Genomic DNA, 14,318 nt, shown 5'->3' on the forward strand with positions numbered 1-14,318 from the left:
GATCACCTTGCCGATCGTGTTGTCAGCGTCGAGGACATCGGCCAGTACCTGGGCCACGTCCGGGATCGGGTTGGTAGTGTCGTCCCCTTGACCGAAGCGGACCTTCCCGGTACCGGCCTCTTCGGTCAGACTAGCGGGCTGGATGATCGTGTAATCCAGGTCTGTATTATGGATCAGGTAGTTGTCAGCGAAGAACTTGGCGATGTTGTAGTCGGTGATGGCCGCCAGCGCTGGGTAGTCCGCCCACTTTTCTGGTTCCAGGGCGTACATCGAACTCAGCATGATGTAGCGCTTGATGCCGGTCCTGCTAGCGGCCTGCATGGTCTTGACCGCTCCCATGGCATCGGTCTGGAGGAGGTCCTTCCCACGGGACCCGGCGACAAAGTAAACGACGTCGCAGCCGGCCATCAGACTGGCGATCTTAGCGGTATCCCCGTGCAGGTCGAGGGCGATTGGGGTAACGCCGGATAACTTAACGATCTTTTCGGGATGGCGAGCACCGGCCACCACCTCATGCCCGGCAGCGACGAGGTCCTTGATCAGTTCAGTAGCGACCCGGCCGGAACCACCGGCGATAAATACTTTACTCATTATGAAATTCCTCCCTCAATTAATGATTCACCCTTATTTTAACTTACCAATGATAAGTAAGAAAGAAAAAACACTTTTGCCGACGAACGGCCGCAAAGTGAGTTATGATTAATAGTGTAATAGTCATGATAACGGATTTTTATCAAAGAAGGGATAATTAATGACAGAAGAACACCATTTAACAAGCAAGATGGTCGCACAGTATCAAAAGGAATTCCATGCGCGGCGTGACGCAGACGTGATCGCGCGGGCCGTTCAAAAGAACGGGATCAAGAACGCCAGTGAGGACCCGGCCGCCAGCCAGCGTCTCCACCGGGCCTTCTCCTACGAGATCAAGACGGGGAAGCCGACTAACCAACGGCACAGTGGCCGTTGCTGGTCGTTTGCGACCCTGAACACGCTTCGTCACAAGTTCGCGACGAAGTACAACTTCAAGGACTTCGAATTGTCACAAAACTACCTGTTCTTCTGGGACCGGATTGAACGGGCCAATATGTTTTTCCAGAAGATCATTGAGACCGCTAAGAAGCCGCTCCACGACCGGACTGTCGACTTCTACCTCAGCTTCGCCCTGAACGATGGCGGACAGTGGGCCAACGCGGCCTCGATCATTGAGAAGTACGGGGTCGTTCCAGAATACGTCATGCCCGATACTCACAACACCAAAGATACCAGCGACGTGGCTGAGGTCATGAACTACCTGATGAGAAAGGACGCCCTGGAACTGCGGCGGATGGTCAACGACGGGGCTGATGAAGACGAGCTGACCAAGGCCCAGGAACGGATGATGGCCGACGTTTACAAGGTGGCCGCCTACTCCTTCGGTGAACCACCGGCCAAGTTTGACCTGGAATACCGTGATGATGACAAGAAGTTCCACCAGGTGCTGGGTCTCACGCCGCTGAAGTTCTACCGGGAGTATTTCGATACGAACCTGAATGACTATGTCGTGGTCACGAACGCGCCGGATCATGAGTACAACCGGGTTTACGCCATGCCAACTCAGGACAGTGTTGCGGGCGGGATCCCGATCCGGTTCGCTAACGTGCCATTCAAGGAACTGGAAGCGGCCGCATTAAAGCAGCTGAAGGCCGGCGAAACCGTCTGGGTCGGCAACGATGTTCTGCAGCAGATGGACCGGAAGCGGGGGCTGATGGACGCCAAGCTCTTCCGGCGGGCCGAACTGCTCGACGTTGACTTTGTGATGGACAAGAAGGACCGGCTGATCTCCAAGCAGGCCATGGTTTCTCACGCGATGACCCTGACCGGTTTCGACCTGGTCAACGGGGAACCGACCCGGTGGAAGATTGAGAACAGCTGGGGCAAGGACAATGGTGACAACGGCTACTTCGTCATGACCGAGGACTGGTTCAAGGAATACACCTATGAAGCAGTCATCAACAAGAAGTATCTTTCGGACGATTTGCAGAAGCTGGCCGCTACCAAGGCGGTTGACCTGCCAGCCTGGGATTCATTGCAATAAACCGTGTCAAAAAGACAGCAGCGAATTTCGTTGCTGTCTTTTTTAGTGCTTGAGTGACTGGTAACCGCCGTCGGTGAAGCGGTTGAGGAGCTGAACCTGGTGGTACCATTCGTCGTTTTTGTTAAAGTGATTGGCCCGGTTCACCGCGAAAGACCCGTGCAGGATATACAAGAAGAGGGTCTCGGCATCCTGGGTGGAAAGTCCGGTTTTGCGCTTGATTGAGGGAATCACCTTGTCCCGCTCGTGGACCATGATCCGGCCGACAATGTATTCGCTCAGGTCGGGGTCGAGGAGCAGCTTCCGGTACTTGCCGGAGCTGCCGACCCGTTGGCAGGCTGGGATCAGGGATTCGTTTTTCTTCAGGTAGTCGATGCTGACGTTCTGCTGGCCATCGGCGAAGTGGCTTTCGGGGACCGCCAGGAGGGCATCGTCAAGGACGGCATTCAAGACGTCCGTAATGGTGTTGAAGTGCAGGTAGAAGGTCGACCGGCTGAGATCCGCCGTCCGGCACAGCTTGGTAACGGTGATTTGGGAATACGGCATCTGCTGGATCAGCTCTAGGAAGCATTCCTTGATCAGGTTGATCGTATAGGTAGTTCGCCGATCGGTCTTGCGCGTTTGCGGATTAGTTGACAAAAAGATCACGACACTTTCTGAGATTTGTAGAGAAGTGGACAACTTACCGGTTGTGTACTTCTCTTTTTTTATTTTTGGCACTACCCTGATTTTACAAATTTAACTACACGGTGTCCATGATTAAGCACCGTGTCGAGGAGCAATGATTTTGTCAGAGATTCAAACGGCCCGCCGACTGCTGCAGACGGCGGATGCAATCCTAATCAGTGCCAGCAATGGTCTTTCAATCAGCGAAGGCTACAATATCTTCGCCAATAATGCAGCCTTTCGACAATATTTTGGCGAATTTAACCGGCAATACGGGATCACCAGTATTCTCCAGGGGGCCCAGGCGATGCTGCCGGCAGCTGCCCACCAGCAATTTATCCAGCAACTGCACCGCTACATGATCGACGACTACCACGGCGCCGACCAGTTTCGCCAGCTTAAGCAATTGGTCGCGGGGAAGGACTACTTTGTGGTGACGTCCAACGCCGACCAGCACTTCCAGCAAAACGGCTTTGCTCCCCAAAGAATCTGGGAGGTCGAGGGGAACTTCTTTAACCTGCAGATGCAGAGTCCCGAATGGCAAGCCCAGCAACAGGCCTGTCAGGAATTTATTCAGTCCAACGCCGACCGGCACCTCGTTCAGCTTGAGCTCGGGATCGGCGCCCAGAACCAGCTGATTAAGCGGCCGCTGATGCAGATGGTGGAAACCCACCCCAAGTGGCACTACATCACGTTGAACCTGCCAGCGGAAATCAACGTCCCGGCGGCTATTGCGGGGCAGTCCGTTGCCCTGGCCGGTGACCTGACGCAGACGTTGGCGCACCTAGTAAAGGAGAATTAAAATGGCACAAACTTTATATGAACAACTTGTTATGCAGACCCAGATGAACTATTCGCAGTACTACGGCGTCTACGCCAGTGGTAGCACCCCGATCAAGCTGACGGACAAGCAGCCGCAGCCCTACGACGAACAGATCAAAACCTTCGCGGACCAGGTTAAGCTGGCCGACCATGTCATCGTCGGCGGGGCGTCCGGCCTGTCGGCGGCGGGTGGCGGTGACTTCTACTACGCGGCGACCCCGTCCTACCAGCAGGCCTTCCACCGCTTCTATGACCGCTACCACTTCAAGGGGGCGTTTGCGGGGATGCGGCACCCCTGGAGCAGTCGCGGCGAGTTCTGGGGCTACCTGGCAACATTTTTGCACACGACCCTGCACGCTCCCGTTCGTGAGCCCTACAAGGACCTGCAAGCGATCCTGAAGGGCAAGGACTACTTCATCCTCACGACGAACCAGGATACTCAGGCGATCAAGGCCTTTCCGGAAGACCGGGTGGCTCAGATCCAGGGTGACCACCGCTTCTTTCAATGCAGCCAGCAGTGCACGGACGAGGTTTGGGACGCCACGGCCAAGATCGACGAGATGTACGACTACTTAGAGAAACACGACACGACGGCGGTTCCGGAAGAAATGGTTCCTCGCTGCCCGCACTGCGGGGCTGAGGCCTTCCCGTGGGTCCGCGGTTACGGTAACTTCCTGGAAGGTAGTCGTTACCAGGAGCAGTACCAAAAGATTTCGGCCGACATTGAAGCCCACCTCCATGACCAGCACGTCCTGTTTTTAGAACTCGGCGTGGGCCGGATGACGCCGATGTTCATCCAGGAACCATTCTGGGCGCTGACCAATAATCTGCCGGGGGCCTACGATGTCATGGTCAACCGGGACTACCAGTTCCTGCCTGAGCAGATTGAGGACAAGGGCGTCGCCATCAAGGCTGACCTGGCCCAAGTCCTCAAGGATGTGCGGACACAGCTGGGCCGCTAGTGAAGAGAACAAAATAGCACCACGGGGCTGTTAGGCTCCGTGGCGTTATTGTTTATGGTACGTAATTTTCCCTGCCACCGGGCCCGTTTCACGTGGAACACGCGTTATAATGAATGGCGAATGGAAGATGATATTTAATGACCAAACCAAAGGATGGGGAGAAGGTATATTCAAAGGACGTCATTCTGGTCATGGCGGCCTCCTTCTTCTTCATGTTTAGTAATATGTATTGCAACCCCCTGATCAACGGGTACGCCCAGCAACTCGGGGCCAGCAGTGCCTTTGCCGGGGTGATTGTCGGCATGATGAGCATTGTGGCGATGTTCCTGCGGCCGATCGCCGGGAACCTCACCGACCGCTTCTCGAAGTACCAACTGGCGTTTATTGGCGGTGTGCTCAGCTTTATCGGGGTTCTGGGTTACGTCATCACGCCCAATAGCGGCCTGTTGCTGTTGTTTCGCCTGATCAACGGGTGCGGCTACGTCCTCTGTACGGTCTGCATGACCACCTGGCTTTCCTACCTGGTGCCGTTTTCCCACGTTGGGGAGGCGATGAGCTTTTACGGGATCATGAACGCCTTGGCGATGGCCTTTGCGCCAGCGGTTTCGATCAACCTCTACCGAATAATCGGCTATCGTGGGGCGATTGTCATTTCGGCCCTGTCTGCCCTGTTGATGGTGGTGACCATTCAGTTCGTCGGCAACCGGGCCCAGCCTGCCACTGCCAAACGGACGCGGCGCCGGTTCAAGATCATCCAGCGTGATTCGATTCCGGTGGCCTGCCTAGTGGCCCTGTTTGCCATGCCCTATTTTGCCACCCAGGCCGACATCGTTTCCTATACGGAACAACGGCACCTATCGATCGCCGTGGGGGCCTACTTCCTGATCTATGCAGCCGTCTTGCTATTAATTCGGCTATTCTTGCGCAACCAGTTCGATACGGTGCGCTTCGGACCATGGCTAATCACCAGTACGGTGGCCACGGCCTTTTACCTGGTGATGCTGGCGATCATGCACACTAACTGGGAGATGGCCCTGGCGGCGGCCGGGATGGCGTTCGGCTACGGCATTATTTACTCCGTCTGCCAATCGACGGCGATGATGTTGGCCCCGACCGCCGAGCGCGGCCTGGCCAGTTCGACATTCTTCTTGGGCCTCGACGTCGGGATGTCTTTAGGGCCGATCCTCGGGGGGATCATCGACAGCACGATGCCGGTGAAATACTTCTACCCGGTGATGCTGGTGATCATTCCGCTGATCCTGCTGATCTACTTTGCCAACCGACAAAAACTAAATCACGCCATTGACCAGCACTGACAACGGCGTGATAAAAGTGTAACGCCCGCAGCAAAATTTTGAATTGCTGCGGGCGTTTTAGTATAAATTTTATCTTGATTTAACGATGCTTCCGGTAATAATTAAAATCCAAGCAAGGGGCACCAGGAAGAAGTATTCGTGTAGCATTCCTTGCGCATCGACATACGAAGAACTGTTATAGATTAACGCACAAACCAATCCAATGATAATGCAGAAAAGGCTGAGCCAAATTCGATGTTTGTTTTTCATGTGCTCCCTCCAGCTTAAGTCTAAAAACGGGTTGTCTTTGTGTTAATTATACTATTCTTTTATGCTGCTTGAATTGCATTAGTTAGTACCACCTAATTGGTTTATTCTAGAATGCTCTTCCTGCTTAACAGGAGCGCTATAACTATCATTATTGCAGAAAAAATGGTAATCCCAAAGAATCCAGTAAAATGATTTAAGAGGTATCCGCCGACCATACCAGCAACAGTTTCCGCCAAATACATGGTTGAATTGGCAAGCGAAGAAATGGTGCTTCGAGCATCTTTGACAGTTTTTTGAAGACTTGTCATTAACAGCGGAAATAGGAAACCGTTGAAAATATAGATGAAAGCTAGCAAAATGTCAGCTACTACAATATTAGTGGAAAACGGTGTAAGGATATACAGGACTACTAGGCACGCAAATTCAATCTTAGCAGTTTTTTTGAATCCCCAAGCATCAATTAACCGGCTTGAGAAGAGCGAACCAATTAGCTGACCACACCCAATTAAAATCATCGCGGTTCCAATTTGGCTCAGGTTCAGCCCAAAGCCGTGGTTAAACCAAGTTGAGATGAATGAGATCGTGGTGAAAGAACCTAATTGAAAAACAAAGTAAGTAATCAGCATTTTACGAGCTGAGGAGCTTTCAAAGACTTGGCTAAGGTTACTAAAGAATGAGTGCTCGCCCTTAACAATACCAACCCTTGTTTTGGGCAAATTAACCTGCAAGACAAGGATCAAAACAAGTGCCAAGACAGCTAGAACAAAGAAGGGGATTCGCCAATTAATCGTCGCTAAGTAACTGCCAACCGGAATCCCAAGAATTTGTGATGAGGAAAGACCTGCGGTAGCAAATCCCATTAATTGTGGTGCTTGACTAACCGTGACAACAACGGGAACGGTTGCATAAACTTGCGGTGTAATGAAAGCTGAGGCAACTCCTGAGATAAATTCAAAGATCATCATTTCAACAAAGTTAGTTGATAGTCCACAGGCAAGGGTACCAAGGGCAAAGAAGAGGAGCCCGCCAATCATAAATTTCTTCCGATCCCGGCCATCTGATAGTGGACCAGCAACTAAGGCGGTAATGGCATCCCCAATGGCATACGCACTGATTAGAAGTCCTGATTGCGAAGTAGAAACACTGAATGATTTAGCCAGAATTGGCAAGAAGGCCGAGATCATAAATGAATCTAGCCCGACAATAAACATCGTCGAGAAAAATAAAATTGCATACTTACGCATCTAAACATCCTTCCTAATAATTGCTTATCGCGATAAAATCATCGTAGTTCAAAAAAATATCCTACGTTGGTAATATATCGTGATAGATAATGAGCAACAAGTACGCAATTTATTGATACCTAGTATCGTTTTCAATACTTTTGTTCTTTGGCTATGTGTTTAAGGCTTAATCTGTGATATTTTTGGTTCCATAAATCAGACCGAGGCCAATTACTAAGGCCGAGAAGATCGCAATTCCAAAGAAGCCGCTGAAATTATTAAATAAAAAGCCCCCAATAATTCCAGCAATGGTTTGTGCTAAAAAAATTGTACAATTGGCAAGTGATGAGATCGTGCTACGGGCATTTTTAACGGTTCCTTCTAGACTGGTCATTAGCAACGGGAACAATAACCCATTACAAGTAAAAACAAGTGCCAGTATGATATCTGCTACAACAACATTTGGTGAAAATGGCACGATAAGGTAAATGAAGATCAAAAAACTAAATTCAATTCGGGCAGTTTTATTAAATCCCCATCGCCCAATTACCCGACTAGACAGAAGTGAGCCTAGTAGCCGACCGCAGCCAATTAAAATCGTGGCCGTACCAATCTGACTTAGATTTAATCCGAAGTCTTGGTTAAACCAGGTCGACGTAAATGCAATGGTAGTTGCCGAGCCAAGTTGGTAAGCTGCGTAGGTAAGAAGCATCTTTCGGGCAGAAGGATTTTTAATGACTTCTCTCAAGTTACTTAGAAACGAGTGCTTACTAGTTTCGTAATTAACTTCGGTACTGGGCAGTCCAAAGTAGACCACGGCAATTAAAATTAACGCCATTACTGACAGGCAAAGGTAGGAAACGCGCCAACTAAATACAGCAAGGTAACTGCCCAAGGGAACACCGATAATTTGTGATGAGGATAGACCGGCAGTCGCAAATCCCATCAATTGAGTTACTTTACCGACGGCAACCACGGTCGGAATCGTTGCAAAGACTTGTGGGGTAATAAAGGCAGCCGCAATCCCTGAAATAAATTCAAAAAGCATCATGATAGTGAAGCTAGTGGCAAGTCCGCAGCCAAGAGTAGCCAACACAAAGAGGGCCAAACCGAATATCAAAACTTTCTTTCGATCTCTTCCATCTGATAACGGGCCGGCAATTAATGCAGTTAATGCATCACCAACTGCGAACGAGCTGACAAGGTAACCGGATTGAGTCGTACTTACCGCAAAATACTTAGCCAATATGGGCAGAAAAGCAGATACCATAAACGAATTTAAACCAGCAACGAACATAATCATAAAAAAGATAATGGGATACTTCCGCATATATTTGAATTAACTTCCCTTCATTGTTTACCAAATACTAAAATGGTATGATTTAGTCACAGTTCAATTAAATATCCTACGATAATGCTATACCGTGAAAGTGCTCGGTAAAAGTACGCAAAAAGTTAGTACTAAGTATCATTTTTGTTACCTTAGGAGGGAAGATAATGTCTAAGTGTTTGTACGGAAAGTGTCCATTGGCAACGGCTCAACAAGTCTTGAAGGGGAAATGGGCAATCTTAATTCTTCACCATATTAGTCAAGGACCAATCAGGTTTAATGAATTACAACGCCAAATGCCCAAAATGACTCATGCAACCCTTGCTAATCAGTTAAAAAGCTTAGAAGGAAACGATTTGATTATTCGTCATCAGTATCCGCAAGTGCCACCAAAGGTTGTTTATGAATTAAGTCCACAGGGAGAAAAGTTTAGAAATGTATTGGATGCACTGAAAACATGGGGCAATCAATATATTGACTACGAAAAGGAAATTGGTAAATTAAAAGTCTGATTCATTGAAGCTGTCATTACAAAAAACGCCTGTCGCGAAGACAGACGTTTTTTATTCTGCAGAAATAAATGAGCTAAATAGTTTCAAAAGAAAGCGGCTTTATAGCTAAAGGAGCTAACGCGGCTTGACGATCTCCTGGCGCCAGTGGTGCAGGTGGCGCTTGGTGATGACGCAGAGCCCGTCATCGCCGGCCTGTTTCATGGCATCCGTGCACATGATTGCCACACCGGGGGTCTTGGCGGCCGTCTGTTCACCCCAGTAGTTGAGGTAGCGTAAAGCGGCGTAGAGGTTCTCGCCCTCCGCAGTCAGCCGGTATTCGACGCGGGGCGGGATGGTATTATAGCTCTTCCGGGCGACGATCCCCGCGTCCGTGAGCTCACGCAGCTGGTCGCTGAGTACCTTATGCGAGGTGCCCAGCTGCTTGACCAGCTCCCCGGTCCGGCGGGGATGGCCGGCCAAGAGGTAGAGGATGACGGACTTCCACTTGCCGCCGATGATTGAGAGGGCGTAGTCGGCCCCGGTGTTGAATAGTTTCTCCTGTTGACTCATTTTCTTCTCCTTTCACGGGTTTTACTACCATGATAACGCACATTATCAGTCCCGAAAATTGCGAAAAAACTTAGCTGCGGCCTTGCCTTGGGGCGCAGGTAAATCTTACCCGGCGGTAACTAGCTTACCCGAAAGTGCTTACTTTTAATAAGAATAACGGGTGCCTATACTGGACTCGTAAGCAATGCAGTCGTTAAGAGGAGGAATTACGATGACAAGACAGATTTTGATTCTTGGGGCCACGGGACAGATCGCGGGCCACGCCATTCAGGCCCTGCTGGAAGGCAGCGATGCCCACCTGTTACTCTTTACTCGGCACCCACAACACCTTAACAACGTCGATGAACGTCGGGAGACCGTGATCAAGGGCGACACGTTGAAGATGACGACGCTGGACCCGGCGATTGCCCAGGCGGACGCGGTCTATGCCAACCTGCGCAACCCGGCAATTGCCCAGCAGGCCCAAAACATCGTTCAGGCGATGGACAAGCACGGGGTCCGTCAACTAGTCTGGATCTCCTCTATCGGAATCTACGATGAGGTGCCCGGCAAGTTTGGCGAGTGGAACAACGCCGAGCTCGGCGGCGGGCAGGCGGACAGCTACCTGGGCACCTACCGGCAGGCGGCGGATGTGATTTCGAATAGTGACCTGGACTACACGATTATCCGGCCGGCCTGGTTGACCAATAAGGATGAGGTCGACTACGAGACGACAAAGCGTGGCGAGGCGTTCAAGGGGACCGAGGTTTCCCGGAAGTCCATCGGGGCCCTGGTCGCCAAGATTCTTGCGGACCCGGCGCCGTATGCCCGGCAGGATCTGGGGGTCGACAAGCCCGGCACCGCTGGTGATAAGCCCGCCTGGTACTAAAGCTTCAGGAACAGGAATTGCGTGAAGCGGCTTGCACCCGAGCGTAAGCACTGTTATACTAACCACAATTAAATACGCTACCTGGTTCCCCGGAACCGGGATTAATAGCACTCAACCTTATTTCGTTAGGGCTTTCGGATGAAAGAGAAATAGGGTTGGGTGTTTTTTGCGTAAAAGGAGGAATTTGGAATGAAAACAGCAGTTAAGACTTTGGATGAGATGACGGCCGCTGAATGGTGCCGGCTGGTTGAGGAGCGGGTCAAGGTATTCGTGGTCGAGCAGGACTGCCCCTACCAGGAGGTCGACGCATACGACTACCAGGCCCACCACCTAACCCTCCGAGACGACGGTGGGAAACTGGTTGGCTACACCCGGATCTACCGGCGGCAGGACGGCAAGGTCACCTTTGGCCGGGTGTTAGTTCCGAAAAAGTACCGGAAGCACCACTACGGCCGTTACCTGGTTGAACAGACCATTGCGGCGGCCCACCGGATTTTTAACGGCGAGCCGATTCAGATTCAGGCCCAGGCCTACCTGAAGAAGTTCTACGGCTCGCTGGGCTTCCAAGCGATTTCTGATGTGTACCTGGAGGACGGAATTCCCCACCTGGACATGGTTTTGAAAGGAGAAGATTAGGATGAAAAATTATGACGATTTCGAGAAACTGACCTGCACCACCAAAATCAAGGACGTCAGGGACGGCTACTACACCTTTGACGACACGGTCTTCTACGGCGAGAAGGGTGGTCAGCTGGCCGATCGCGGTACAATCAACGGCCAGCCGGTCACCGATTTGAAGTGGGATGGGGACACCCTCTACCACCAGGTGAAGGGGGAGTTGCACGACCCGATCACCATGAAAGTGGATGCCCGAACCCGGTGGATCAACACGACGGTCCAGAGCGCCTTCCACCTCCTGGATGGCTATTACGCAGGTACAGCTACCAGAATTGTCGAGGTCAACGCCGATCCAGAGAACGAGTGGTATATCGTGGACAGCAAGCAGGTGGACGCCGCCCAGCTCAGGGCCGTGGAGGACTGGATGAATGACGTTATTCACCAGGACATCCCCACCCGTTTCACCTACGTTAAGGGGGATGCGTATCCCGATCCGGCCTACCGGAAGTATCCGCTGGTGCGGCTCGTTCACTTTGGCGACATCAACACCCAGCCCTGTGGGACCTGTCACGTCAACCATACTGGCCAGCTCCAGAGCTTCGCCATCCTGGGGACGGAAAAGGTCTCGGCCGGGACCAAGATCTACATCACGGTCAACCTGGCGACGAATGACCGCCTAAAAAAGGACGAGGCGTCCCTGAAGCAGGCGGCCACAGTGCTCAGCACCACGGCGGACCAGGTCGTTAGCCAGGCGACGGCGCTGGTAGCTAAAAATAAGACGTTGAAGCAGCAGTTTAAGGCCCTGAAGAAGGAAGTGCTCGGGATGAAGGCCAAGGGGATTTTGGCCGCGGACCAGGTCGTTAACCGGGTTCAGCTCGATGCCCCGGGGGACATGTCACAGTTGGCACCCCAGCTGCTGCGGCAGGTTGATCACGATAAGCTTCTGGTGGCCCAGGTGGCCGGCCGGACGAGCTTTGCCGTTGTCTCACCAAGCGGACAAGCCCGGGCGGTGCTGGCCCGGTTCCAGAAACTGGGGACGGTTAACGGCGGTGGCTCACCACAGATCGTCACCGGGAACACCGACCTGGCCATCACTGACCTGGTTGATGCCGCGCGGCCGCTGCTGAAAGCGTAAAAACGAGGGACATGATCAGGTGTTTGGTCATGTCCCCTAGGGTGGTTATTTAATTGGTTAGTCGCACCGGCGGCTTACTTCTTCCATAAGAAGTTGATCAATTCCCGGTTGACCTGGGCGTTGTTGTGCAACTTGCTGTGCTGGGCATTAGTCCCCTTGATTTCGACCTCCCGGTAGGACTTGGCACGGCTGCTGACCAGGTACCTCAAGGATTTGGCGGAGTTGACCGGGACGTCGCCATCGGAATGGGTACCGTCCTCCTTGTCACCGTAGATGTTCAGCACCCGGGTGGTAGTCGGGAAGGTGTTCCGTAGTTTCAGCAACGGTTTAAATGTCGCGTCCTGGCGCTGGGGTTCGCCAGTATTGGCGTTGACTGGGCTCTCAGCCGTCTTTTGCCCGACCAGGCCGTTGTAGTGGCCGGCAATGGCCACCAGGTGATCGATTCGCGGCAACTGGTGGTTGTCACTGTTGTCGTTGATGTAGTTGATGATCTCGAGGTTGCCCATCGAGTGCCCAACCAGGTTGATTGCCCGGTAGTGGTGCTGAGACTCCAGGGCTAAGACGACGTTTTTGACGTAGGTTCCCCCGTGCTTGTAACCGGCGACGTAATTATTCTCGTAACCACTGAGCTTGTTGTCGGCGAGGTTGACCTCAACGATCGGGTTGACGGCGTTGGCGGGGATGGTTTTATTGAAGGTCACCTTGCCGTGGCGGTCGACGTTGGCCCGGACGATGGTGCTGGTAACACCGGCCCGCTTGGCGGCGTTGGCCATCTTCTCCTCGGCGTGGGCACTGCTGCCCCAGCCGTGGACAAAGATCGTCGGGGTAGTCGATTGTACAAACTGCTTGGCCGCCCGGGCCCGCTGCCAGCTGGCGAGGGCGATGATGGCGACTACGGCAATGACTACGGTAGTTATGATGGTGGTGATTCGACGATGCATACTGTCACTTCCTTTTACTTAGCATTTTAATTTACTTTAGCTAGGATGTAAAAATTAAAGGTGCTGCTTGAAGAAGCTTGCCAGCTTGGCAAACGGGATCTTATCGACGCGATCGTAGAGGTCAATGTGCTCGCAGTCCTTGACGATGTACTTCTCCTTGGGTTCGTTGGCCAGGTTATAGGCACGCTCTGAGAATGAACGGGAGTGGGCGCGGTCACCGAAAACGAAGAGAATTGGCCGGGGAGTGATTTCATCAATGTAGTTTAGTGCCGAAAACTGCAACATGGCCTGGCTTGAAGTGGTCGTGAAGTTGCCCCGGGCGTTTTGGTGGAATCCCCGGGGAACGGCGTAGAATCGCTGCCATTCATTAGTGATGGGGTCGGTATCCGGCAGGTCGTCAACCCGTGGGTACGGTTTGGTGGGGAATGATGGCTTGTATTCCGGCATCCCGTTGGCGTAGTCATCCCACCGTTGTTGGGCGAGCGCGTCCTTCAGCTTATCGAGTTGTTTCTTGGAAAGGTTCATCATGCCACGCACATCAGTGATGTCGTACATTGAGGCGGTGGCGACGGCCTTGATCCGGGGGTCGACGGCGGCAGCTGCGAGGGCGAAACCGCCGGAACCACAGATCCCGATGACGCCGATCCTTTCGCGGTCAACGAACGGCACCTGGATGCCAAGGTAGTCGACGGCCGCACTGAACGACTCGGCAAAGAGGCCTGGTGATGAAACGTGCCGGGGTTCTCCGGATGACTCTCCCATGTTGGCCTGATCAAAGGTCAGCACGACAAAGCCGCGTTGGGCCAGTTCATTGGCGTAGACTGCCGGACCCTGTTCCTTGACCCCGCCATAGGGTGCGCCGACGATCAGTGCGGGCTGGGGATGTTGTTGATCGGCGTTCTTGGGATAGTAAAGATCACCGGCGAGGGTCAGGTTGTAGCGGTTGTGAAACTTGACGTGATCCCGTTGAACATGGTTGCTTAATTCTGTGATGTATCCGTAAGCCATAAATAATTCCTCCTAATTGTTGTGCTTGATGGTTCTGATGACCCGGGC

General features: G+C 52.3%; 16 protein-coding genes. 8 read left to right on the plus strand and 8 right to left on the minus strand.

What is annotated here, in order from left to right:
• Nucleotides 1-591: NAD(P)-dependent oxidoreductase (locus tag ACI31J_RS03985; protein WP_439773143.1), on the minus strand; the 591-nt coding region annotated here is incomplete at its 3' end.
• Nucleotides 592-751: 160 nt separating this feature from the next.
• Between ACI31J_RS03985 and ACI31J_RS03990 the strand changes: the two genes are divergently transcribed.
• Nucleotides 752-2,074: an aminopeptidase C gene (locus ACI31J_RS03990; protein WP_439773144.1), complete on the plus strand. Its 1,323-nt coding sequence runs from the start codon at nt 752-754 to the stop codon at nt 2,072-2,074.
• A 42-nt stretch (nt 2,075-2,116) separates the two neighbouring features.
• Here ACI31J_RS03990 and ACI31J_RS03995 read toward each other — a convergent pair whose 3' ends face one another.
• On the minus strand, nt 2,117-2,710 hold the full coding sequence (locus ACI31J_RS03995) for a TetR/AcrR family transcriptional regulator (protein WP_439773145.1): 594 nt from the start codon (nt 2,708-2,710) through the stop codon (nt 2,117-2,119).
• Nucleotides 2,711-2,852: 142 nt separating this feature from the next.
• Here ACI31J_RS03995 and ACI31J_RS04000 point away from each other — a divergent pair, with 142 nt between their 5' ends.
• The 3 genes from ACI31J_RS04000 to ACI31J_RS04010 all read left to right on the plus strand — a co-directional run bounded on the left by ACI31J_RS04000 (nt 2,853) and on the right by ACI31J_RS04010 (nt 5,837).
• On the plus strand, nt 2,853-3,539 hold the full coding sequence (locus ACI31J_RS04000; protein ID WP_439773146.1) for a hypothetical protein: 687 nt from the start codon (nt 2,853-2,855) through the stop codon (nt 3,537-3,539).
• A gap of 1 nt (nt 3,540) precedes the next feature.
• The gene (locus ACI31J_RS04005; protein ID WP_439773147.1) at nt 3,541-4,521 is read left to right on the plus strand and encodes an NAD-dependent protein deacetylase; all 981 of its coding nucleotides are present in this window, start codon (nt 3,541-3,543) and stop codon (nt 4,519-4,521) included.
• A gap of 137 nt (nt 4,522-4,658) precedes the next feature.
• Complete coding sequence (locus ACI31J_RS04010; protein WP_439773148.1) at nt 4,659-5,837, plus strand: MFS transporter; 1,179 nt, start codon at nt 4,659-4,661, stop codon at nt 5,835-5,837.
• Nucleotides 5,838-5,906: 69 nt separating this feature from the next.
• Here the strand turns inward: ACI31J_RS04010 and ACI31J_RS04015 are convergent, their stop codons facing one another.
• The 3 genes from ACI31J_RS04015 to ACI31J_RS04025 form a co-directional block, all read right to left on the minus strand.
• Nucleotides 5,907-6,086, minus strand: coding sequence for a DUF3955 domain-containing protein (locus tag ACI31J_RS04015; protein ID WP_439773149.1), 180 nt, complete (start codon nt 6,084-6,086; stop codon nt 5,907-5,909).
• 101 nt (nt 6,087-6,187) lie between these two features.
• Nucleotides 6,188-7,330 carry an MFS transporter gene (locus ACI31J_RS04020; protein ID WP_439773150.1) on the minus strand — a complete coding sequence of 381 codons (1,143 nt, stop codon included), beginning with the start codon at nt 7,328-7,330 and terminating at the stop codon, nt 6,188-6,190.
• Between the two features lie 166 nt (nt 7,331-7,496).
• Entirely contained in the window at nt 7,497-8,639 is a 1,143-nt protein-coding gene (locus tag ACI31J_RS04025; protein WP_439773151.1) for an MFS transporter, read from the minus strand.
• 167 nt (nt 8,640-8,806) lie between these two features.
• On the opposite strand from ACI31J_RS04025, the gene ACI31J_RS04030 reads away from it, so the two are divergent.
• The gene (locus ACI31J_RS04030) at nt 8,807-9,151 is read left to right on the plus strand and encodes a winged helix-turn-helix transcriptional regulator (protein ID WP_439773152.1); all 345 of its coding nucleotides are present in this window, start codon (nt 8,807-8,809) and stop codon (nt 9,149-9,151) included.
• Between the two features lie 114 nt (nt 9,152-9,265).
• Here the strand turns inward: ACI31J_RS04030 and ACI31J_RS04035 are convergent, their stop codons facing one another.
• Nucleotides 9,266-9,700 (minus strand): winged helix-turn-helix transcriptional regulator, encoded by a 435-nt coding sequence (locus ACI31J_RS04035; protein ID WP_439773153.1) that lies wholly within the window; start codon nt 9,698-9,700, stop codon nt 9,266-9,268.
• Between the two features lie 211 nt (nt 9,701-9,911).
• Here ACI31J_RS04035 and ACI31J_RS04040 point away from each other — a divergent pair, with 211 nt between their 5' ends.
• The 3 genes from ACI31J_RS04040 to ACI31J_RS04050 all read left to right on the plus strand — a co-directional run bounded on the left by ACI31J_RS04040 (nt 9,912) and on the right by ACI31J_RS04050 (nt 12,321).
• Nucleotides 9,912-10,568, plus strand: a complete 657-nt coding sequence (locus ACI31J_RS04040; RefSeq protein ID WP_439773154.1) for an NAD(P)H-binding protein — start codon at nt 9,912-9,914, stop codon at nt 10,566-10,568.
• A 189-nt stretch (nt 10,569-10,757) separates the two neighbouring features.
• Nucleotides 10,758-11,204 (plus strand): GNAT family N-acetyltransferase, encoded by a 447-nt coding sequence (locus ACI31J_RS04045; protein WP_439773155.1) that lies wholly within the window; start codon nt 10,758-10,760, stop codon nt 11,202-11,204.
• A 1-nt stretch (nt 11,205) separates the two neighbouring features.
• Nucleotides 11,206-12,321 carry a hypothetical protein gene (locus ACI31J_RS04050; RefSeq protein ID WP_439773156.1) on the plus strand — a complete coding sequence of 372 codons (1,116 nt, stop codon included), beginning with the start codon at nt 11,206-11,208 and terminating at the stop codon, nt 12,319-12,321.
• Nucleotides 12,322-12,395: 74 nt separating this feature from the next.
• On the opposite strand, the gene ACI31J_RS04055 is transcribed toward ACI31J_RS04050, so the two are convergent.
• Nucleotides 12,396-13,262: an alpha/beta hydrolase gene (locus ACI31J_RS04055; protein ID WP_439773157.1), complete on the minus strand. Its 867-nt coding sequence runs from the start codon at nt 13,260-13,262 to the stop codon at nt 12,396-12,398.
• Between the two features lie 54 nt (nt 13,263-13,316).
• Entirely contained in the window at nt 13,317-14,270 is a 954-nt protein-coding gene (locus tag ACI31J_RS04060; protein WP_439773158.1) for an alpha/beta hydrolase, read from the minus strand.
• Nucleotides 14,271-14,318 lie beyond the last annotated feature (48 nt).

The sequence above is a fragment of the Limosilactobacillus sp. genome (assembly GCF_051873075.1).
In the GTDB taxonomy this organism is placed as follows: Bacteria; Bacillota; Bacilli; order Lactobacillales; family Lactobacillaceae; genus Limosilactobacillus.